Origin of the sequence: Nonomuraea cavernae (assembly GCF_014646355.1) — a bacterium.
GTDB classification, from domain to species: domain Bacteria; phylum Actinomycetota; class Actinomycetes; order Streptosporangiales; family Streptosporangiaceae; genus Nonomuraea; species Nonomuraea cavernae.
This window is the reverse complement of the sequence record NZ_BMNH01000024.1, coordinates 86256-106940: the sequence shown is the minus strand read 5'-3', so window position 1 is coordinate 106940 and position 20685 is coordinate 86256. Positions and strand designations below refer to the sequence as shown.

The 20685-nt window shown below is 70.9% G+C and carries 20 protein-coding genes; 12 read left to right on the top strand and 8 right to left on the bottom strand.

Annotation, left to right across the window (positions count from 1 at the left end; all coding sequences use genetic code 11):
- Nucleotides 1-6 precede the first annotated feature (6 nt).
- Complete coding sequence (locus IEY82_RS29560) at nt 7-753, bottom strand: GntR family transcriptional regulator (protein WP_189127529.1); 747 nt, start codon at nt 751-753, stop codon at nt 7-9.
- Between the two features lie 112 nt (nt 754-865).
- Here IEY82_RS29560 and IEY82_RS29555 point away from each other — a divergent pair, with 112 nt between their 5' ends.
- From IEY82_RS29555 to IEY82_RS29520, 8 genes are read left to right on the top strand one after another with little or no spacing between them, the layout of a single operon-like run.
- Entirely contained in the window at nt 866-2014 is a 1149-nt protein-coding gene (locus IEY82_RS29555; RefSeq protein WP_189127528.1) for an ABC transporter substrate-binding protein, read from the top strand.
- Nucleotides 2011-2835: an ABC transporter permease gene (locus tag IEY82_RS29550; RefSeq protein WP_189127527.1), complete on the top strand. Its 825-nt coding sequence runs from the start codon at nt 2011-2013 to the stop codon at nt 2833-2835. Before IEY82_RS29555 ends, IEY82_RS29550 begins: the two co-directional genes overlap by 4 nt.
- Entirely contained in the window at nt 2823-3674 is an 852-nt protein-coding gene (locus tag IEY82_RS29545) for an ABC transporter permease (RefSeq protein ID WP_189127526.1), read from the top strand. Before IEY82_RS29550 ends, IEY82_RS29545 begins: the two co-directional genes overlap by 13 nt.
- Nucleotides 3671-4741, top strand: coding sequence for an ABC transporter ATP-binding protein (locus IEY82_RS29540; protein ID WP_189127525.1), 1071 nt, complete (start codon nt 3671-3673; stop codon nt 4739-4741). The genes IEY82_RS29545 and IEY82_RS29540 overlap by 4 nt, the downstream gene beginning before the upstream one ends.
- A gap of 34 nt (nt 4742-4775) precedes the next feature.
- A complete protein-coding gene (locus IEY82_RS29535; RefSeq protein WP_225262648.1) occupies nt 4776-5393 on the top strand; it encodes an HAD family hydrolase in 618 nt (205 codons plus the stop codon).
- A gap of 42 nt (nt 5394-5435) precedes the next feature.
- Nucleotides 5436-6713, top strand: a complete 1278-nt coding sequence (locus IEY82_RS29530) for an AAA family ATPase (protein WP_189127523.1) — start codon at nt 5436-5438, stop codon at nt 6711-6713.
- Complete coding sequence (locus tag IEY82_RS29525; protein WP_189127522.1) at nt 6710-7096, top strand: RloB family protein; 387 nt, start codon at nt 6710-6712, stop codon at nt 7094-7096. Before IEY82_RS29530 ends, IEY82_RS29525 begins: the two co-directional genes overlap by 4 nt.
- 11 nt (nt 7097-7107) lie before the next feature.
- Nucleotides 7108-8724: a serine/threonine-protein kinase gene (locus tag IEY82_RS29520; RefSeq protein ID WP_225262646.1), complete on the top strand. Its 1617-nt coding sequence runs from the start codon at nt 7108-7110 to the stop codon at nt 8722-8724.
- A 107-nt stretch (nt 8725-8831) separates the two neighbouring features.
- Here IEY82_RS29520 and IEY82_RS29515 read toward each other — a convergent pair whose 3' ends face one another.
- On the bottom strand, nt 8832-9935 hold the full coding sequence (locus IEY82_RS29515; protein ID WP_189127521.1) for a hypothetical protein: 1104 nt from the start codon (nt 9933-9935) through the stop codon (nt 8832-8834).
- Nucleotides 9932-10447 carry a SigE family RNA polymerase sigma factor gene (locus IEY82_RS29510; RefSeq protein ID WP_189127520.1) on the bottom strand — a complete coding sequence of 172 codons (516 nt, stop codon included), beginning with the start codon at nt 10445-10447 and terminating at the stop codon, nt 9932-9934. Before IEY82_RS29510 ends, IEY82_RS29515 begins: the two co-directional genes overlap by 4 nt.
- Nucleotides 10448-10564: 117 nt before the next feature.
- On the opposite strand from IEY82_RS29510, the gene IEY82_RS29505 reads away from it, so the two are divergent.
- The gene (locus tag IEY82_RS29505) at nt 10565-11512 is read left to right on the top strand and encodes a quinone oxidoreductase family protein (RefSeq protein ID WP_189127519.1); all 948 of its coding nucleotides are present in this window, start codon (nt 10565-10567) and stop codon (nt 11510-11512) included.
- A gap of 104 nt (nt 11513-11616) precedes the next feature.
- Here the strand turns inward: IEY82_RS29505 and IEY82_RS29500 are convergent, their stop codons facing one another.
- Together IEY82_RS29500 and IEY82_RS29495 are read right to left on the bottom strand one after the other, a co-directional pair.
- A complete protein-coding gene (locus IEY82_RS29500) occupies nt 11617-12933 on the bottom strand; it encodes a M64 family metallopeptidase (protein ID WP_189127518.1) in 1317 nt (438 codons plus the stop codon).
- Between the two features lie 249 nt (nt 12934-13182).
- Complete coding sequence (locus tag IEY82_RS29495) at nt 13183-14436, bottom strand: alpha/beta fold hydrolase (protein ID WP_189127517.1); 1254 nt, start codon at nt 14434-14436, stop codon at nt 13183-13185.
- Between the two features lie 125 nt (nt 14437-14561).
- Here IEY82_RS29495 and IEY82_RS29490 point away from each other — a divergent pair, with 125 nt between their 5' ends.
- Nucleotides 14562-15563 carry a LysR family transcriptional regulator gene (locus IEY82_RS29490; protein ID WP_189127516.1) on the top strand — a complete coding sequence of 334 codons (1002 nt, stop codon included), beginning with the start codon at nt 14562-14564 and terminating at the stop codon, nt 15561-15563.
- A gap of 7 nt (nt 15564-15570) precedes the next feature.
- Here IEY82_RS29490 and IEY82_RS29485 read toward each other — a convergent pair whose 3' ends face one another.
- From IEY82_RS29485 to IEY82_RS29475, 3 genes are read right to left on the bottom strand one after another with little or no spacing between them, the layout of a single operon-like run.
- A complete protein-coding gene (locus IEY82_RS29485; RefSeq protein WP_189127515.1) occupies nt 15571-16587 on the bottom strand; it encodes a PucR family transcriptional regulator in 1017 nt (338 codons plus the stop codon).
- A gap of 2 nt (nt 16588-16589) precedes the next feature.
- Nucleotides 16590-17381 (bottom strand): ABC transporter permease, encoded by a 792-nt coding sequence (locus IEY82_RS29480; RefSeq protein WP_189127514.1) that lies wholly within the window; start codon nt 17379-17381, stop codon nt 16590-16592.
- Nucleotides 17359-18270: an ABC transporter ATP-binding protein gene (locus IEY82_RS29475; protein ID WP_189127513.1), complete on the bottom strand. Its 912-nt coding sequence runs from the start codon at nt 18268-18270 to the stop codon at nt 17359-17361. Before IEY82_RS29475 ends, IEY82_RS29480 begins: the two co-directional genes overlap by 23 nt.
- Before the next feature lie 217 nt (nt 18271-18487).
- Between IEY82_RS29475 and IEY82_RS29470 the strand changes: the two genes are divergently transcribed.
- Entirely contained in the window at nt 18488-19867 is a 1380-nt protein-coding gene (locus tag IEY82_RS29470) for an MFS transporter (RefSeq protein WP_189127512.1), read from the top strand.
- A gap of 361 nt (nt 19868-20228) precedes the next feature.
- Complete coding sequence (locus IEY82_RS29465; RefSeq protein ID WP_189127511.1) at nt 20229-20684, top strand: ATP-binding protein; 456 nt, start codon at nt 20229-20231, stop codon at nt 20682-20684.
- The last annotated feature ends 1 nt before the right edge of the window (nt 20685 follow it).

Sequence of the window (20685 nt, the reverse complement as noted above, 5' to 3'; positions counted from 1 at the left end):
ATGTTCTCAGCCTCCGAAGCGCAAGTCGCCCGCCTGCCGCGCCAGCGGATTGGCGCCGATCGAGTTGCGGACACTGAACTCCACGCTGCCCGCCCGGTAGCGGTCGTCCGACCACTCCACCGGCCTGCCCTCATGCGTGGTGGTGATCCGGCGCTGCCGCAGGAGCGGGCTGCCGCGCCGGACCCCCAGCAGGCGGGCGTCGTGCGCGCCGGCCGGGACCGCGTCGATGAGGTGCTCGCCGTAGGCGAAGACCAGCCCGACCGAGGCGCGCAGCGCCTCGGTGACCGACTCGCAGTCGGCCGGCAGCCGTTCGACGGCGGCGGCCGTCCAGCCCGCGTAGGCGGTCCGTTCGACCAGCACCGGCTCGCCCTCCAGCGAGCGCACCCGCAGCACCTCCAGCACCTCCTCGCAACCGAGCCGGGCGGACTCGGCCGGCGTCGCCGGCCTGCGACGCTGACTGATCACCTGGCCGCCGAAGCGGTAGCCGTTGGCGCGGGCCCACTGGGCGAAGCTGTGCAACTCGGCGAAGCTCTGGCTGCGGGCGTGGCCCAGCACGATGCGCCTGGCCCCCTGGCGCGACCCGACCAGCCCTTCGGCGACGAGCAGGGCCACCGCCTGCCGTACCGTGCCGCGGGCGGCGGAGTAGCGCGCGGCCAGCTCCGACTCGGTGGGCAGCTGCGAGCCGACCGGACGGACGCCGCCGATGATCTCGTCGCGCAGCTCAGCGGCGATCCGTTCATAGCGGGCGACCATCCGCGACCTTTCCCGTTCATGAAAGAGCAATCTTTATGGGACTTACTGGTGCTGGCTTGTTTGTACAAGCTCCCTTAAATTCTTTCCACACCCCCCGGAGAGTGGAGACGACGTGTTCACATCTCGCGCCCGTGTGGCAGGCGTTGTAGCAGCACTTGCGGCAGTCACCGCGGCCTGCGGCGCCGCGCCCGGCACCGACCGACAGGCGACGGAGGGCGGGGTCAACGCGCGCACCGCCACCTCCGCCGCCGACTTCGGCGGCCTGGACAAGCTGGTGGAGGCGGCCAAGAAGGAAGGCAACCTGCACGTCATCGCGCTGCCGCCCGACTGGGCCAACTACGGCGAGATCATCAAGTCGTTCGAGGCCAAGTACGGCATCAAGATCGAGAGCGAGGATCCCGACGCCGCCAGCGCCGACGAGATCAACGCCGTCAAGACCCGCAAGGGCCAGGACCGGGCGCCCGACGTGCTCGACCTCGGCCAGTCGTTCGCGATCAGCGGCGCCGCCGAGGGCCTGTTCGCCCCGTACAAGGTGCAGACGTTCGACAAGATCCCCGAGGGCCAGAAGGAGCCCACCGGGCTCTGGACCAACGACTACGGCGGCTACATCTCGATCGGCTGCGACGCCAAGAAGATCGCCACCTGCCCGACGAGCTTCGCCGACCTGCTCAAGCCCGAGTACAAGGGCAAGGTCGCGCTCAACGGCAACCCCACCAAGTCGGGATCGGCGTTCGCCGGCGTCTACGCCGCGTCGATCGCGAACGGCGGCTCCTTCGACGACATCCAGCCGGGCCTCGACTTCTTCAAGAAGCTGAAGGACGCGGGCAACTTCAACCCGGTCGAGACCACGCCGGCGACGATCGAGAAGGGCGAGACCCAGATCAGCATCGACTGGGACTACAACAACGCCGCCTACGCGCCGCAGATGGCGGCCAAGGGTCTCGACTGGAAGGTCAACGTGCCGAGCGACGGCAAGTACTTCCAGATGTACGCGCAGGCCATCAACAAGGACGCCCCGCACCCGGCGGCGGCCCGCCTGTGGCAGGAGTACCTTTACAGCCCCGAAGGCCAGAACCTCTACCTGAAGGGCTTCGCCCGGCCGGTGCTGCTGCCCGCGATGGAGGCCGACGGCACGGTCGACAAGGTCGCGGCCGAGGCGCTGCCCAAGGTCGAGGGCACGCCCACCTTCCCGACGAGCGCCCAGGTCGACGCGGCCAAGGCCAAGCTGGCCAGCGGCTGGGACGCCGCCATCTCCGGATGACGACCAGGTCCAGGGGGTGGCTCGGCACGCTGCCCCTGTTCGCCTTCTACGCGTTCGTCTTCGGCGTCCCGCTGGTCGCGCTGCTGGTGGGCGCCTTCACCTCGCAGGGGCGGCCGACGCTCGAGAACATGCGGCAGAGCCTGCAGGGCGGCAACCTGACCTCGATGGCCGGCAGCGTCCAGGTGTCGGCCGTCGTGGCGCTGCTGGGCGCCGTGCTCGGCACGTTCCTCGCCTACGCGGTCGTGACCTCCAGGTTCGCGGCGCTGCGGCAGTCGGTGCTGACGGCGTCCGGCGTGCTGGCCAACTTCGGCGGTGTCCCGCTGGCCTTCTTCTGGGTGGCCACGCTGGGCAACTCCGGCGTGGTCAGCGGGCTGCTGGGGCTGCCCTCGGGCGCGCTCTACACCTTCTGGGGCCTGGTCGTGGTCTATCTCTACTTCTCGGTCCCGTTGATGGTGCTGGTCATGGCGCCCGCCCTCGACGGGCTGCGGCCGCAGTGGCGCGAGGCGGCGGCCGGCAACGGCGCCACCGCCTGGCACTACTGGCGCTACGTCGGCCTGCCGGTGCTGACACCCGCGCTGCTCGGCGGCGTGGTGCTGCTGTTCGGGTCGGCGTTCGCGGCCTACGCCACGGCGGCGGCCATGGGCGCCGGCACGGTCGTGCCGCTGGTCACGCTGAAGATCGCGAACGCGCTGACCAGCGACGTGCTGATCGGCCAGGAGAACGTCGCGCTCGCGCTCAGCCTCGACATGATCGTGATCGCGGGCCTGGTCATGGCGGTCTACCTGCCGCTGCAGAAGAGGAGCACCCGATGGCTGCGGTGACCGGCCTGGAGCGAACGCCGGCCACGGCCGCGCCCCCCGCGACCCGGCCGCGCGCCTGGCGGGCGCTGGTCCTCGTGCTGGCCGGGCTCTACTTCCTGGTGCCGCTCGGGGCGTCGCTCTGGTACACGATCTACACCCCGACCGCCGGGGTGTCGTTCGGCGCCTACGGCGAGCTGCTGACCGCCGAGGGCTTCGCCGGGAGCCTGGCCCTCTCGCTGGGGCTCGGGCTCGCCACGATCGCGCTCGTCCTGCTGCTCACGCTGCCCGCGATGCTGGCCGTACGGCTCTTCACGCCGCGGCTGCGGCCGGTCATGGAGGTGCTCTGCACGCTGCCGCTGGTGGTGCCGCCGATCACGTTCGTGGCCGGGCTAGGCACCTCGCTGCGCGCCGGGGCCGACGTGCTGGCTCCGACGCCGTTCTGGGCCACGCTCATCGCGCTGCAGGATCCGGCGTTCCCGATCGTGCTGGTCCTGGCGTACGTGGTGCTGGTGCTGCCGTTCGTCTACCGGTCGCTGGACGCCGGGCTGCGCACGATGGACGTACGGACCCTGGTCGAGGCGGCCCGCAACCTGGGCGCGTCGTGGCCGCACGTGGTGTTCCGGGTGATCATCCCCAACCTGCGCTCGGCCCTGGCCAGCGCGTCGTTCCTCACGCTCGCCCTGGTGTTCGGCGAGTTCACCGTGGCCAGGCTGCTCGGCTACCAGCCGTTCGCGGTGTGGATCGTGACGATCTCCGGCTCGCGAGGGCAGCTGTCGGTCGCGGTCTCGATCCTCAGCCTGCTGCTCATCTGGCTGCTGCTGCTCGCGGTCTCCAGCGCGTTCGGGAGGGAGAAGAAATGACGTCCAAGGTGGAGTTCCGCGGGCTACGGCGGATCTTCGGCAAGACGGTCGCGCTGGACGGGCTCGACCTGACCATCGAGCCGGGCGAGTTCGTCGCCCTGCTCGGCCCGTCGGGCTGCGGCAAGACGACCGCGCTGCGGTGCGTCGCCGGGTTCGAACGGCCCGACTCGGGAGCCGTGCTCGTCGACGGCAAGGACATCACCGACGTCCCGGCCAGCAAGCGCGACGCGGGCATGGTCTTCCAGTCCTACTCGCTCTTCCCCAACCTCAACGCCCGCGACAACGTCGCCTTCGGCCTGCGGGTCCGCCGGGTGCCCGTCGCCACCAGACGGGCCAAGGCCGCCGAGCTGCTGGAGCTGGTCGGGCTGCCCGACCACGCCGAGCGCTACCCTCATGAGCTGTCCGGCGGCCAGCAGCAGCGCGTCGCCCTGGCCCGCGCGCTGGCCCTGGAGCCGCGTGTCCTGCTGCTCGACGAGCCGCTGTCGGCGCTGGACGCGAAGGTACGCGTCTCGCTGCGCGAGGAGATCCGCCGCCTCCAGCTCGATCTCGGCATCACCACCGTCTTCGTCACCCACGACCAGGAGGAGGCCCTGTCGATCGCCGACCGGGTCGCGGTGCTGCGCGAGGGCCGGCTGGAGCAGGTCGGCCCGCCCGCCGAGGTGTACGACCGGCCGGCCACGCCGTTCGTCGCCGAGTTCGTCGGCACCATGAACCACCTGGCCGGGCGGGTCTCCGGCGACCAGGTGACCGTCCTCGGCCAGCTCCTGCCCGTCGACGGCACGGCCCCGGCCGACCCCGACGTGGACGTGCTGATCCGCCCGGAGGCGGTGCGGGTCACGCCGGACGCGGGCGGCGCCGCCGAGGTGATCGCCGCGTCCTTCCGCGGCGCGTCCGTCCGGCTGCGGCTGGCCCTGGAAGGCGGCGAGGTGCTCGCCGACGTGCCCGGTCACGAGGCCGTGCGCCTGACGCCCGGCACCCGGGTCGGCGTGCGGCTGGTCGAGCGGCCCGTCCTGGTGGCGGCCCGGACGGTCACGGTCCCGGCGCCCGCCACGGCCGATGCCGTCTGAGGCGCCCGCCCAGCCGCCTCCGGAGCCCGCTTCCGTGCCACCGCGGGCCGTCCTGTTCGACCTGGACGGCACCCTGGTGGACACCGAGACCCTCTGGTGGCAGGCCACGGAGGCGGTGGCCGGTTCGCTGGGCGTGACGCTCGGGCCCGCCGACGTGCCCCACGTCCTCGGCCGCATGATCGAGGACGTGGCGGCGTACCTGGTGGAGACCGCCGGCGCCGGTGAGCGGGCCGAGGTCGGCCGCCGCCTCACCGACGCCTTCGCCGACCGCGTCGGGCGGGGCGTCGACGTCGTGCCCGGCGCCGTCGACCTGCTCGCCGCGCTGTCCGCGCAGGGCATCCCCACCGCCCTGGTCAGCGCCTCGCCCCGGAGCATCGTCGAACTGGTGCTGCCTCGGCTCCGCCACGAGTTCGACCTGGTCATCGCCGCCGAGGACGCCGTCCGCGGCAAGCCGTCCCCCGACCCCTACCTGGAGGCGGCCCGCCGGCTCGGCGTGGACCCGCGCCGCTGCGTCGCCGTCGAGGACAGCCCGCCCGGCATCGCCGCCGCCACCGCCGCCGGCTGCCACGTCCTCATCGCCGGAGCCGCCGGATTGCCATGGGTATGTGATTTCATGCTTCATGGCGGGGAATCCCTTCACAAGCACGGTTGAATATGTAGTCTGGCCGCAGACTCGTGCAGGGAGAAGATCGTCATGTTGTTGCGCTTCAGAGTGGCCAATCATCGGTCCATCCGTGATGAGCAGACACTCTCCCTCGTCGCCGTTCCTCGCCGGGGTGAGACGAAGGAACTCGGCACGGTCCGAGTGGCCGGCATCTACGGAGCGAACGCCTCTGGCAAGTCCAACGTGCTCAGTGCCTTGATCTGGATGATCGACGCGATCCGATCATCACATACCCGATGGGGGCCGGTCGGCGGAGTGCCCCGACAGCCGTTCAAGCTCTCGGAGACAGGCCTGGCGACCGCGTCGTTCTTCGAAGTGGACTTCCTGCACGACGAAACGCGGTATTCCTACGGCTTCGAAGTGGACGACACCCGGGTCTTGGGCGAATGGCTCTATACGTTCCCCCACGGCCGAAAGAAGAGGTTGTTCGAGCGATCCACGGCCGACGACATGGCCTTCGGCCGCGGACTCACCGGCGAGATTCAGCGCATCCGGCGACTCACCCGGCCCAATTCGCTCTACCTGTCCGCCGCGGCGTCCAACAACCACCCGTTGCTTGGCGATCTGTACGCGAGCCTGGTTGGGAAGGTGCTGTTCGCGCAGCATGGCGAGGAAGACGAGAAGCTGCGCCTTCACCTGGCGAAATTCCTGCTGAACGAAACGGACTTCGCCCCGGCCCTCAACAAACTCCTGCGCATCGCGGATCTCGGCGTGGAGCGAGCCGAGTTGGTCGAGACACCGGACGACCCCGTGCTGGACGAGTTCGCCAGGCTCTACCCGGAGGATTTCGCCGTACCGTCGTCAGAAGCCGCGTTGCGAGCGGTTCGGGCGCGGGTCGTGCTGCGCAGATCGACCGGCGGCGTGTCGCTCGGCCTTGACGAGGAAAGCGCCGGCACCAGGGCCTGGCTCTCCCTGCTCGGCCACGCGCTCATCACCCTCCGCGGAGACTGTGTGCTCATCACCGACGAGATCGACTCCAGCCTGCACCCCCTCCTCAGTTCCAGTCTGATCCGCATGTTCAAGGATCCAGAGATCAACAGACACGGAGCCCAGTTGGTCTTCGCCTCTCACGACACGACGTTGCTGGGCTCGATGCTCGAGGACGAGATCATGGCCAGGGACGAGGTCTGGTTCACCGAAAAGGACGACTCAGGCGCCACCAGCCTCTATGCCCTATCCGAATTCCATCCGCGGCGCGACGAGAACGTCGAACGCGGCTACCTTCAGGGGCGCTACGGAGCGGTGCCCTACCTCAACTTCGACAGCATCCGCGAAGTCTTCCGGGAGAGGGACGACGAGACACGATGAGTCCCAGGCGTAGCCCCCCGCGCCTTGATCGCCCCACCGGCAGACGAGCACCGAAGAAGCGCGTCCTCATCGTCTGCGAAGGTCAGGTCACCGAGGTCGAGTACTTCGAAGGAGTCCGCGACCACTTTCGCTCCCTTCCCGTCGAAATCCGCAACTGCAAGGTGATCGGTCTCGGCCGCGACCCGGGTTCCTTGGTGAGCTACGCGATTCGCGAGCGCGACAGGAAAGACAGGGAGGCCCGTGCCCAGCGAGATGGCGACATCGCCTACGACGAGGTCTGGTGCGTAGTCGACGTCGACGACCACGACACGCTCGACCAGGCGCTGATCGCGGCGCGCTGGCTGATCGTGGACGTCATACGCCAGTCGGGCAGGAATCGGTAAGCTAGCGCGCCGTGAGCCGTGAATCATCCCACATCGGGCGCTACAAGCTGTTGAGCGTGCTGGGCCGGGGCGGAATGGGCACGGTCTACCTTGCCGAGGACGCCACGGGGCAGCAGGTCGCCGTCAAGGTGATCAATCCCGAGCTCAGCCAGCACGAGCAGTTCAGAATGCGTTTTCGCAGGGAGGCCGACGCCGCCCGGCGAGTGCGCAGGTTCTGCACGGCCGCGGTGCTGGAGGCGGCGCTCGACGGCGACCAGCTCTACGTCGTCACCGAGTACGTTCCGGGGCCCAGCCTGGAGGACGCGGTGCGGCAGTCGGGGCCGCTCAAGGGGTCAAGCCTCGACGCGCTGGCCGTCAGCGTGGCGACCGGCCTGACCGCCATCCACGGGGCCGGGGTGGTGCACCGCGATCTCAAGCCGTCCAACGTGCTGCTGTCGCCGGTCGGGCCGCGGGTGATCGACTTCGGCATCGCCAGGGCGCTCGACACGCTGGGCGGGATCACCGGCACCGGGGAGCTCGTCGGCACGCCCCGGTACATGGCGCCCGAGGTGCTGCGCGGCATGCCGGTCTCGCCGGCCTGCGACGTGTTCTCGTGGGGCTGCCTGGTGGCCTTCGCCGCCAGCGGGAAGGCGCCGTTTCCCGGCGACTCGCTGCCCACGATCGTCTACCAGGTGCTCAACACCGAGCCCGACCTCGACGCCGTCGACCCGGCGATGCGCGACCTGGTCAGGGCCGCGCTGCGCAAGGACCCTGCCGGGCGGCCGACCGCGCAGCAGTTGCTCGACCATCTCGTGGGCCGCTCGGCCGAGCCGGAGCAGGCCGCCAGGAACGTACAGGTGGCGTGGCAGCAGCACACCACTCCGCTGACCCAGGTCGGCTCCTACCGTGCCGGCAGGGCCCGGCTCGTCATGGGGCTCGCCGTGGCCGCGGCGGTCGTCGTGGGCCTGGGCGTGGGGGCATGGGCGTTGCTCGCGCCCAGCGGCCCGCCCGAATTCCCGATGCTCTACCAGGAGGACTTCACGCAGACCTCCGGCGGCTGGAACGGCAGATACGACCCCGAGGACACGACCAGCTACGGCTATCGGACCGACGGCACCTACGGCCTCGACGTCGGGGAGAACCGCGAGGAGCGCTGGGCCCAGGCCCCGCTGCCATTCCTGTACGAAAAGCCCACGTCCTCCCCCAATCCGACGGCCAGCCCGACGCCGATGCTGCCCGAGACCGTGGTCGTAGCCGTCACCGCCGAGGTCAAGCACATCACCGGCAGCGGCGAGTACGGCGTCTACTGCCACGCCGTCGATGCCGACACCTACTACGAGTTCGGGCTCGACACGACGGGCAACGCCCGTATCCGGCGGGTCTTCGACGGCTCGGGCGGCACCCTGGCCCAGCCGGTCATGGTCGACGACCTGCCGGGCAGGGCCCGCATCGAGGCCGCCTGCGAGCGGCGCGGCAACGGCGTGCGGCTGACGATGTGGGTGAACGGCGACCGGATCCACCAGGTCGACGACCCCAACGGCATCGGCAACGGCGCCGTCGGGGTGTTCGCGCGCACGCCGAAGGGCGGCTCGTCACTGATGAAGACGGCGTTCGACGACTTCGAGCTGCGCGGCCAGAAGGACCCCTGATTCGCGGTGCCGTCGGTCGTGGCCGCCTGGTGGGAGACCGGGTGTTCCTGGTCGCCGCGTCGGCGGTGGCGTTCCCGCTGCCCGCCGGGCCGGTCTACCGCCCCCGCTTATTGGCTCGCGACCCCGGGCAGTACCAGCCTCATGTGCAAAACTCCCGGGTAGCGGGCCACCTGGTGGGCCTGTCCGGTCTTGACGTTGACCGCGTACGTGCGGACGTCGTCCCGGCTCTGGTAGACGACCGCGACCTCGGATCCGCTGGTCCACAGAGCGGTGCCCATCACAGCTCCGCCACGGCCTGCGGGCAGCCCGCGGATGGGCACTTTCCGAAGGGGCTGTCCGCTCTTGGCGTCGAGCACGGTGAGCCTGCGCTTGGCGTAGTCCGAGAACTCGAAGGCGGCCACCGTGCGGCCATCCGGGGCGATCTCGCTGAACATGATGAACTTCCCGTCGAAGCGCACCGGCCGACCTCCGCCGGTGACCGGCATCCGCCACAGGTCGGTCTTGACGTAACGGACCAGCACGGCGACGCCGCCCTTGATGCTGACCACCTCGTAGTTGCCGTCCACCGGCCGGCTCTTGCCGGTGCGCACGTCGATCAGCAACCCGGGATCCTTGGTCCCCTCGCGCGGATCGAAGATCAGGTAGCGGCCGTCGTCGGAGAGCGCCAGCGTGGAGCCCATGCTGATCCGCTCCTCCTTCACGGTGACAGGCGAGGTCGCCTGCGTGCCGCCCACCAGGTCGCGGACGACGTGCGCCTGGGCCTGGCGGCTGTAGTAGGCGAGCATGCGCCCGTCCCGGCTGATCGCGACGGGCACCTTGTGGTCCTTGGCGGTGCTGAACAGCGCCTGCGGCACCCGATACGTCCTGCCGCTCCGGGTGACCACCCGCCACTCGACCGTGCCGCAGTCGATACGGACCGGATTTCGCTGTTTCTCGCAGGGCGTCTGGAACGCGTACGCGATCGGCCCCACCGCCCCGTCCGGCAGGTCGGGAACGGTGTCCACCCCCTGCGGCGTGGCCGTACGGTCGGCTCGCTGCCACGGCGGTGCGACGGCGATGCTCGCCGCGCCCACCACCGCGACCGTCGCGGCGGCGGCCAGCACGGCGGTGGCCCGCCGCCGGCGCCGGTGGCCCGCCACGGCCACGTCGGCCAGGTTCACCAGAGGCGCCTCCGCGGCGATGCCGTCCAGCGCCTCACGCAGCCTCGTCATCGGGCTACCTCCTCCATCTCCGAATCGTTCAGCAGACACGCCAGTTCGGGCGCGAACGCCCGCAGGCGGGCCAGCGCGTGATGGGCCTGGCTCTTGACGGTGCCGGGCGAGCAACCGAGCGCCTCGGCGGTCTGCGCTTCGGTCAGGTCCTCCCAGAACCGCAGCACGATCACGGCCCGCTGCCTGGGCGCCAGCCTGGCGAGAGCCTGGCGCAACACGATCCGATGGAGTGCGGCGTCGTCATGGGAGGCACCACGCTCTGGCAGCTCGGTGCCCAGCACCTCCGGCCGCGGCCGGCGCTTCCACGAGATGTACTGGTTGACGAGCGCCTTGCGGACGTACGCCTCGGGGTTGCCGCCGGACAGCTTGGGCCACTTGCCCGCGACCTTGATCAGGACGCTCTGCAGTAAGTCCTCGGCGAGGTGCGCGTCTCCCGTGAGCAAGTACGCCGTCCGCATCAGGACCTGCTGGCGGGCGAGCACGAACTCACGGAAGTCGTCGTGACGATCCAATGTGATCTCCTCTCACCCGTACCAACGCGACCTTCCGGGCGAAAGGTTGTCGCCCATTTCCGAGGCGTACGGGGAGCCCCGTGGAATACGCGGTTATGGGCGGGGTTGACTAGAAGCATGCGTGCCATAGTCATCACCGCCCAGGGCGGTCCAGACGTCCTCGTATACGCCGAGCATCCCGACCCCGTGCCGGGAGAGGGTGAGGTGCTGGTCGACGTCGCGGCGAGCGGGGTCAACTTCATCGACATCTACCACCGCTCCGGGGCCTATCCCCTGTCCCTGCCGAGTCCGATCGGGACAGAGGGAGCCGGTGTCGTGTCCGCCGTGGGGCCGGGTGTGCGCGACGTGGCCGTGGGCGACACCGTGGCCTGGGTGAACGTGCTCGGCAGCTACGCCGAGAAGGCCGTGGTGCCCGCCGCCCGCACTGTGCCGGTGCCCGACGGGGTGCCGGCCGAGGTGGCCGCCGCCGCGATGCTCCAGGGGATGACGGCCCACTACCTCACGCACTCCACCCACGAGGTGCGCGAGGGCGACAACGTGCTCGTGCACGCCGCCGCCGGAGGCATGGGCCAGTTGCTCACCCAGCTGGCCAAGCTCAGGGGCGCCCGGGTGTTCGCGACGGTGTCGACCGAGGAGAAGGAGAAGCTGGCCCGCGAGGCGGGGGCCGACGAGGTGCTGCGCTACGACGACTTCGCCGAGGCGCTGCGCGACCGGATGGACGTCGTCTACGACGGCGTGGGAGCCACCACGTTCGACGGCGGGCTGGTGGCGCTCCGCCCGCGCGGGCTCATGGCGCTGTTCGGGGCGGCCAGCGGGCCGGTGCCGCCGGTCGATCCGCAGCGGCTCAACCAGAACGGGTCGCTCTTCCTCACCCGGCCGACCCTGGTCCACTACATCGCCGAGCGGGACGAGCTGCTGCGGCGTTCCTCGGACGTGTTCGGCTGGATCGCCTCCGGCGAACTGAAGATCAACATCTCCCACCGCTACCCGCTGGTGGAGGCCGTACGGGCCCACGAGGACCTGGCCGCCCGCCGCACCACGGGCAAGCTGCTGCTGGTCCCGTAACCGATCGCCTGAGGCAGCGGCCGGGAACCCGCCCACGACGTCCGGCTGTCGTGGGCGGGTCCGGTCCGGGAGGTCCACGCCGGCACCGTCGGCCGGCGCGGGCACTACTTCTTGGGGCCGTGCTTGTAGTCGACCGTCCAGGTGATCGAGGTGGTCAGGGTGTCGGCGCGGTACCCGGGGTCGCGCACGAAGTCGGTGGAGTCGGAGACGGTGACGGTGTAGGCGCACTCGCCCTTCTTCCGCTCCAGGTCCTTACGGCCGCACCACGGCCCCTCGGGCTTCCCCTTCGGCTTCTTGACCAGGACGTCGACCGAGGTGGCTCCGGCCCACTCGGCGATCTCCTCGCCGTTGACGAACCAGCGGGTGGACACGGTCGGGATGTCCACGTGGGTGACCGACAGCCTGGCGGGCGCCCGCACCGGCTTGTCGCTCGGGGTGGCCGCGTCGACGAGACCGGTCGTCTCGTAGAACTTGCGGGTCATCTCCTCGCTACCGACCAGGTTGAACGGCTTGCGCAAGGACCGCATCAGCGAGTTGTCGCTGGGCCGGTAGATGCCGAGGTTGTTGTAGTACGCGCCCTCGAACGTGCCGATGGCGCCGCCGTCCGGAGTCGGGGCGCCCAGCCAGCGCCACCACTTGGCCTGCTGGGCCGCCTGCCGCTCGGCGTTGTGGATCGAGATGTTGCGCTCCGCCGGCTCCGGGCCGGTGTAGGTGCTGCCGTCGTCGGGATAGGCCCAGTAGGGGTACTCGTCGGCCAGGTCGCCGAGGGAGTGGCCGAGCTCGTGCGGCAGGATCTCCGCGCCGGAGACATGGCCGCCGGAGAAGGTGACCAGCTCCTCGTCGGTGTAGCCGGCGCCGCCGTACGTGGTGCTGTTGATGACGACGGCGATCTGGTCGTAGGCCGGGGCGAGCGCGGCGTAGGACTGGGCGATGGGGACGTCGATGCAGATCAGACGAGCCAGGCCCTCGCAGTAATACTCGCCGTTGAGCGCCGTGTCCTTCCGCACGCCCTCGGTCGGGTCGTTGTCGGAGCCGGACTCGTTGGAGACGACGTTGACCTGCCAGACGTTGAACAGCTTGCGGTAGGTCTTGAACGGCTCGCGCTGCGCGAGCACCTCCCAGCTGTGCGCCACCTGGGAGGTGTAGAGGTCCTGCTCGGCCGCGGTGAAGCCATCGCCCAGGTAGACCAGGTCGATCCGCTTGTCGCTGGGACCGTTGACCTCGATGGGCGTCACGGTTCCGGTCGGCGCGGCCAGGCCCCTCTGATGGGCGTCGGCCTTCGGGATCTCGACATAGCCCTGGGGCGCGTCCTCGCCGAAGACCTCGACCCGCCGTGTGTCCGGGTCGTCCGCGTACGCGGGTGCGGCCGACAGGCAGGTGGCCAGGAGAAGGCTCCCGACAGCCAAGCTTAGTTTGCGCATGGAGTTCCTCCATTAGGGGGATATGGCGCAGATTGTTGGCCATCGTGGATCACGGGCCGGTAACGCTGGGATGTCGAGCCGGTGGGCCGCAAAAGCACACTCCGCGAACACCCAGCTCAGGCCGGGAGATAACCCGGGAGTTATCCGTGTTCGGGATGAGGGCGACACCCTCTGCCATAACCCGGCGGTTATGGCAGATCGGGAGCTATGCGGCCGTCCGGCGAGGAGCGACGATGGCGGGGGCCGGGCTCACCGCCGCGCCATCGCGATGAGCCGGTCGAGGACGGCCACGTCCGCCTTCAGGCCGTCGTGGGCGTACTCGTTGGTGATCCACCAGGACAGGTCGCGCACCATGCCCGCCGTACGGAGGGAGTGGTCGCGGTCCACGTACATGTCGTCGTAGTAGATCACCGCGGACACGGGCACCTCGTTGCGGGCCAGCCGCTCCAGGTCGTACAGGGGCGGCCAGGATCGGCAGGCGGCCAGCTCCTCGGCGCAGGCGCGCAGCGGGACGAGCGCGGGATCCTCCTCGAAGTGCCACGGAAAGATCATCTCACCGAAGAGCCGGACCTGCCCGCCCAGTTCCACGTCGAACTCCGGAAACTCGCCGAGCACGCGGTGCGCGGCCCAGCCGGAGGCGGCGCCCTGGCAGTAGGCGGCCTCGTGCAACAGCGCGTACAACGGATACTCCGTGTAGGACACCAACGCGTCCACCCGGCGCAGGAACACGTCGGACAGCGTCTTCTCGTCGGCGAACGCCTCCTCCAGCAGGTGGTGGAGCGTGTCGAAGGACGACTCCCCGCCGAAGGTGATGCCGAGGCTCTGGAAGCGCCGCGGGGTCAGCCGCCCGCCACCGGGCAGGAGCTCCTCGCATCGTGCGAGGTGGTCGGCCACCCGGCGGGCGATGGCCTGGTCCTGCGGGTAACGGGCGAAGAACCGGTCGTTGTGCGCCAGGACCCGGGGATAGGCGGCCCGGTACACCTCCTCGGGACCCGCCGTCAGGGAGGGCAGCCCGCCCGCGATCAGGACTTCGCGCAGCCCCTCCGGGGCCAGGGACAGGTAGGTGAGCGCGCAGAAGCCGCCGAAGCTCTGCCCGAGCACGCTCCACGGGCGGTCGCCGGCCAGGTGCGCCCGGAACAGCTCGGCGTCCCTGACGATGGAGTCGGCCCGGAAGTGCCGCAGGTGGGCGGCCGGGTCGTCGAGGCGGGCCAGCGACCTCCGGTTGGCGGGCGTGCTGCGTCCGGTGCCCCGCTGGTCCAGCAGCAGCACCCGGTAGTCGCGGGTGGCGCGGCGCAGCCAGGCGGCCGGCGAGCGCGGCGCGCTGTGGCCCGGACCGCCCTGCAGGTAGAGCAGCCAGGGCAGGTCCCTCCCACCGCGGTCCGCGGCGACCACCTCGCGCCCGAACACCTCGATCACCGGCCCGTCCGGGCGCGCGTGGTCGAGCGGGACGGTGATCGTGTGCTCGGTGAAGACGAGACCGGAGCGGTGGTACGTCACAGGCATGAAGATCCCTTCTGGGAATCGGCGGGTCACCCTGAACTCTGCGGCAGGCGAGCGGGCCGCGTCTTATCCCAGGGAGGGATAAATCATGCGTTATATCGCAGGCGATCTCGCACTAGGTTGAGAACATGCAGCTGGAGTTACGGCACCTGCGGACCTTGTGCGAGATCTCTGACGCGGGAAGTCTGAGCAAGGCCGCGGCCGCCCTGGGCGTCTCGCAGCCCGCCCTCACCGCCCAGTTGCAGCGGATCGAGTCGACGCTCGGCGGCCAGGTCTACCGGCGCAGCCGGCTGGGCGTGACGCCCACCCCGTTCGGGCAGTTCGTGCTCATCCGGGCGCGGTCGGCGTTGCAGACCGTCGACGAGCTGATGACGGGCGTCATGCCGTCGACCGGCCACGCGGCCCAGGCCCGGCTCGGTGGCTATGCCAATCCGGTGCTCAGCGGGCTGCTGCGGCGGCTGTTCGAGGTGCCGGGCGCCGCCATCACCGTGCACACCGAGCACTCCCCCCGGCTGCTGCTCGACCTGCTCGTCTCGCGGCGGCTGGACGCCGCCACCCTGGTCGACTATCCGGGCCACGAGCTGCCCATCCCCGCCTCGGTGGGCGCGCGTCCCGTCGCCGTGGAGCCGGTCTTCGTCGCCATGGCCGCCGCCCATCCCCTCGCCTCGCTGGACGAGGTGCCTCTCGCCCGGCTCGCCGACGACGACTGGGTGTTGTCGCCCCCGGACGGAGCCGGCTGGCCGGAGTGCTTCGTCGCGGCGTGCCGGGACGCCGGGTTCGCGCCGAGCGTGCGGCACATCATGATCGAGGTGCCGATGATCCGCGTCCTCATCGCCGGCGGGCAGGCCGTCTCGCCGTGCCAGGCCACGTTCGCGCCCGGAGACGGCCTCGTGGTCCGCCCGCTGGCCGGGACGCCCCTGTGGATCCGGCACCTGGTGGCCTGGCGGCACGACGGCTCGCTCGCGCACCGCGCCGACGAGCTGGCGGCTCTGGCCGCCGAGGCCCACGAGGAGGCGCTGTCGGGTCACCCCGTCTACGCCTCCTGGCGGGCCCGCCGGTCCGGCGCGGCGCCCGGCCCGCAGCCTGCCCACCCGGCCTCCACCGCCCCTCCGGCCTTGAGCGGCCGGTGAGCCGGGGTCAGGGCCAGGGCCAGTCGAGCAACCGGGCGCCGAGAACGGCCGTCTCCAGCGTGAAGCGCTGCGTGGGGTCCTCGGGCGAGAAGCCGGTCAGGCGGCGGACGCGTTCGAGCCGGTAGGTGATGGCGCGCGTGCTGAGCCCGAGGCGGCGCGCGGCCGCCGCGTGGTTGCCGTGCGAGGCGAAGACCGCCTCCAGGGTCTCCAGCAGCGGTTCGTGCCCGCCCCGCGTGTGCAGCAACGGGCTCAGCACGCTGGTCACCAGGTCCTCCATGGCGACCCGGTCACGCAGCAGCACGGGGAAGACGAGCAGGTCGGCGGCCTTGACGACGTCGGGCCGCAGGCCGAGCCGGTCGGCCAGGTCGAGCGCGCCCACGGCCTCCCGATAGGAGGCGACCACGCCGCCGGGGCCGCGCTGCGGGCGGCCGATCCCGACCCGCCAGCCGGGCGCGAACCGGGCCCGCACGTGGTGGGTGAACTCTCCCACCGCCGCCGGGAGCGTGGCCGGGACCACGCAGACGAGCCGCCCGTCGCGGACCGCGACCAGGACGTTGTGCGAGCCGAACCGGGCGATCAAATCACGTTCGATCCGGTCCTGGTCGCCGTCCTCATCGAGACCGCCGGCCACCGCCACCACGTACGACTCGGCCAGCCGCAACCCGAAGTGCTCGGCCCGCTCGGCCAGCCGTTCGGCCCGGCCCAGGAGCAGGTCGTCAACGAACTCCCTGCGTGCCGCCTCCTCCTCACGGAAGGCGACCAGCTGCGCCCGCTCGTACCCCTCCATCAGGGCCGAGACGGCGCGGCGCAGAGTGGGCAGCACCGCGTCGCCGGCCAGGCCCTCGGCCGCCGCGAGGGCGGCGTCGACCAGCGACCGCAGCGGCACCCCGAGCCGGGCGGCCCGGCCGCCGGCCTCGCGGTAGCGGTCGAGCGCCGCCCGGCCGGGCCGCCGGCCGGTGGCGGCCGCCTCGGCCAGCACCTGTAAGTGCTCACCGAGCAGGTCGGCGGGCGCCTCTGAGGTCACCGTCAGACTCCTACGTCGCGCCTGTCGAAGGCGAGGACCGCCGTGAGCGCCAGCACGGCCGTCGCGGCCGCCAGCACCAGGTAGTCGCCGGCCGGGAGACCCTCGTACAGCGGCCTGCCCTCGGCGTAGTAGTGGAACGGCGAGACCCACTTGAGCCAGGCGATGGCCTCGACGTTCCGGCCGATCGTGACGACCATGTAGCCGAGCACGGCCCAGACGCCCATGACCGCCGAGGCGGCCGCCTTGCGGCCGGTGGCCGCGCCCACGGCCAGCGTCACCGTGCCGAAGAGCAGCGCGAGCAGGTAGACCCCGAGGTGGGCGGCGAGGATCCGGTCGAAGCCGACGCCCATGCCGACGGCCTCCGCCATCGCCCAGGTCACCAGCAGGGTCACGGCGGCCACGGCGAGCAGGCCGAGCGCGATCGAGGCGAACCTCTCCAGCACCAGCCGCCGGCGGTCGACGGGCAGCGTGACGATCAGCTCCAGCGTGCCCGCCTCCTCGGGGCCGGCGAGCGCCCGGCCCGCCAGGACCATCGCGCAGACGATGAACAGGAACGGCACGAAGAGCTGGTAGACCACCGACTGGAGGTAGCCGGTGCCGGAGGTGAAGTCCTCCAGGCCGCCCATGAGATCACGGAGCGCGCCGGGGAACTTGGCCAGGCCGGCCGGTCCGTAGATCTCCGGGGCCTGCTTGATGCTCTGGTAGGTGCCGAGGTAGAGCGCCATGAAGGCGCCGATGCCGATCGTCCACCAGATGAGCGTCCTGCGCCAGTCACGCAGACACTTGGCGATCATGATCGTGGTCCTCCCCGCTGTAGTAGGTGAGGAAGATCTCCTCCAGGTCGGGCTCGGCGCTGACCATGTGCACGACGGTGAAGCGGGCGGCGGCCTTGATCAGGGGGTCCGGCCGGCCGTCGATGGTGCAGCGTACGCTGGCGCCCGCCACCCGCAGGTCGCGCACGCCGGGCAGGTGCTCGAACGCCTCGCGCGGCACGGGGGCGTCGAAGTGGAACTCCACGCGGCGCACCGCCTTCTCGCGCAGCGCGGCCACGTTCTCGACCGCGACCAGGCGGCCGGCCCGTACGATGCCCACCCGGTCGGACACGTGCTCCACCTCGGCGAGCACGTGCGAGGACATCAGCACCGTGCGGCCGGAGGTGCGCACCTCGCGGACCATGGCGAGGAACTCCTGCTGCACCAGGGGGTCGAGCCCGCCGGTCGGCTCGTCCAGGATGAGGAACTCCGGCTCGTGCATGAACGCCTGGATCAGCCCGATCTTCTGCCTGTTGCCCTTGGAGAGCTTGCGCATGGGCACCGACAGGTCGGCGTCCAGCCGTTCGGCCAGCGCGTCGATCCGGGCGGCCGGCACTCCGCCGCGCACCTTGCCGAGAAACTGCAGGTAGGCGCGGCCCGGCTCACGTTCCTCCAGCGCCAGATCGCCCGGCAGATAGCCGATCCGGCGCCGCACCGCGGCCTCCCGTGAGTCGGCGCCGAGGACGCGGACGTGGCCGCGGGTCGGCCTGATCACGTCGAGCAGTAACCGGATCGTGGTCGTCTTGCCCGCGCCGTTCGGCCCCAGGTAGCCGAAGATCTCGCCCGGTCGGATGTCGAGGGTGAGATCCTCCAGGCCCCTGCGCCTGCCGTAGTACTTCGTCAGTCCTTCGGCCCGCACCACTGCTGTCATGCCGACATGGTCCCGCTCTGGGGGCGGCGGCGTCACGGGCGCATCTCGGCAGCCGCCGGGGCGCTTGCCTTCCGGCATCCGGCAACGCCGCCGGCGTAGATGGGCGGGTGCCGTTCGTTTCACGAGTCACCCATTTACGAATCCTGTGACTTCTGCCACTCTGGCTAGAACGTTCACCTAGAACGAGATTCTAGAGTTGCCTCGCGAAAGGACTCGTATGGTCGGGACGTTCGGATCGCATCGCACGGGGGAGATCGACGCGGACAAACCCGCGCCATTCGGTTGGGCGCCGCTCGTCGTCCTGTTCATCGTCGGGCTCGTCGATCGCATCGAGTACAACCTGCTGTCCGGCGTGCTGCCGCTGGTGCAGCAGGAGTGGGGCTTCAGCGACACCGCCGCGGGCTCCATCCCCACGGCCGCCGCGCTCGCGGGCGCGCTGGTCGCGCTGCCCGCCGGCTACCTGGCCGACCGGCGCAACCGCACCCGCATCATCGCCACCGTGGTCGTCATCTGGGCCGTGGCGACGCTCGGCTCGGGCCTCGCGACGGGGTTCGCGATGTTCTACCTGATGCGCGTGCTGCTCGCCGCGGCCGAGAACATCGACAACCCCGCCTCGGGCAGCCTGCTCGCCGACTACTACCCCCCGGTCAGCCGGGCCAAGGCGTACGGGCTGACCCGGGTCACGACCTACCTGGGCGGTGTCGGCACCCTGCTCGGCGGTGTCCTCGGGCAGGCGTACGGCTGGCGCAGCGCGTTCCTCATCATGGTCGTCCCGGGGCTGGTGACGGCCTGGCTCGTCTGGCGACTGCGTGAGCCCGGCCGAGGCGAGCTGGACCGGCTGGTCGCCAGGCTCGCCCCGGCCTCCGGCACGGCGACGCCGGGCGCGCCCCCCGTGACTCCGCCGACCGTGCCGCCGGACGGGCATTCGGACGACGCCGTTCCCGCCGCGAAGCCGCCGTTCTGGCCGCAGATCCGCCAGGTGCTGTCCATCCCCACGCTGCTCTTCGTCTGCGCCGGGCTCAGCCTGCTCACGCTCGGCCTGGCCGGTGTCTTCTACTGGCTGCCGTCGCTGATGGTGCGCACCTTCGGCGTGGGCGCCGGCGCCGCCGGGTCGCTCAGCGGCCTGATCACCATCGCGGGCACGCTCGCGGGCACCCTGATCGGCTCCTGGCTGGGCCGCAGGTGGCACGGCACCCGCAAGGGCGGGCGGCTGCTCGCCGGTGGCGGCGGCATCACGATCGGCTCCGCCGTGCTGGCGCTCGCCCTCTCCATGGACTCGATCGCCGGGCTCACGGTCCTGACCCTGCTGGCCTGCTCGCTCATGTCGATCGCCATCCCGAACATGATGGCCTGCGTCGCGGACGTCGTACCGGCCAGCGGGCGCGGGCTCGGCTTCGGCGTGCTGCAACTGCTGATCACGGCGGGCGGCGCGTTCGGCTCGCTGATCGTGGGCATCGTCTCCGACCGGATGGGCTCGCTGCTGTCCGGCATGTACATCCTGGTGCCGGCGATGGTGATCGGCGGCCTGCTCACCCTCGGCGCCCGCGCCTCCTTCGAGCGCGACGCCGCCAAGGTCCTGGACGCGGCACGCGGCTGACGGACCCTGCCGGGGCGGTGGACGCGCTGCGCGACCGCCCCGGCAGCCATGACTCAGGAGAACGGTCACCCGCCGCAGGAGCCTCACGCCCGCGGCGAGGTGACCTCCCGCGTTCTCTCCTCGGCACCCCCGCCGACCTCCCGCACGATCTTGCCCGCGTGACCTCATCGGGCCCTCGCGAGGGCCGAACTCCGGTCCAGGCAAGGGCTGGTACGCGGAGAGTCAGCGAAGTGGCGTGCTTTGCCGGATTTCAGGCCATGGACGCGGCCCTCAAAACGCGGTATTGGTAATGGACCCACTACCGAGAGTAATTAGGGCCTGTCAAGTTCGAAGCGGTGAATCCGAGACGGGGAGAACGTAGATGAAAGAGGCGCTCAAGGCCCGTACGGCACTGGCCGAGCACCGCCCCGTGCCCGACCGGCTCCTTCCCGTGCTCGGCGACAGGTGGATCCCGCGCGCCGACAGGTGCCTCTCCTCCGCCCGCCGGTTCGTGCGCGACGTGGCCCTCGACTGGCAGGCCGGGCAGGACGTCGCGGAGGTGGCCGAGCTCCTGGTCTCCGAGTTGGTCACCAATGCCATCACGCACGGGGGCGCGGGCGCCGTCCGCGTCTCGGTCCTGCGCGAGCGCGAGCTGATGGTGGTCGACGTGCACGACTCCTGCCCCACGCTCCCCTGCCTTCGCCTGGCCGGCCGATTCGACGTCGGCGGCCGGGGGCTCGCCATCGTGCAGACCCTCTCCCACGACTGGGGCTGGACCGTCGCCCAGCACGGCAAGTCCGTCTGGTTCCAGCTCATCGCCTGGCCCGAGTGCTCCTGAC